General features: G+C 58.4%; 1 protein-coding gene. It reads right to left on the minus strand.

The window, feature by feature from the left end; all coding sequences use genetic code 11:
• On the minus strand, nucleotides 1-214 hold a 214-nt coding region (locus tag H0248_RS21500; protein WP_180787425.1), incomplete at both ends, for a hypothetical protein.

Here is a 214-nt window from a genome sequence, read left to right on the forward strand (position 1 = left end):
GCCTGCGGTATCACGCGTTGTGACGGTCGCACTCACATCACCATTGGCTGCCAGCACCGAGCCTGGAACATTCACGCTCCAGGTTTTGCCGTCGGTATTGACGGTGGTCTGATAGGTCTCGGTACCGACTTTAACCGTAACGGCGTCGCCGGCGTTGACGTCGTTATCGACCTTACCGGTGACCGCAATGGTCTGACCGGATTCGGTCGCGTTA

Source organism: Pectobacterium brasiliense (genome assembly GCF_013449685.1).
GTDB classification, from domain to species: Bacteria; Pseudomonadota; Gammaproteobacteria; order Enterobacterales; family Enterobacteriaceae; genus Pectobacterium; species Pectobacterium brasiliense_A.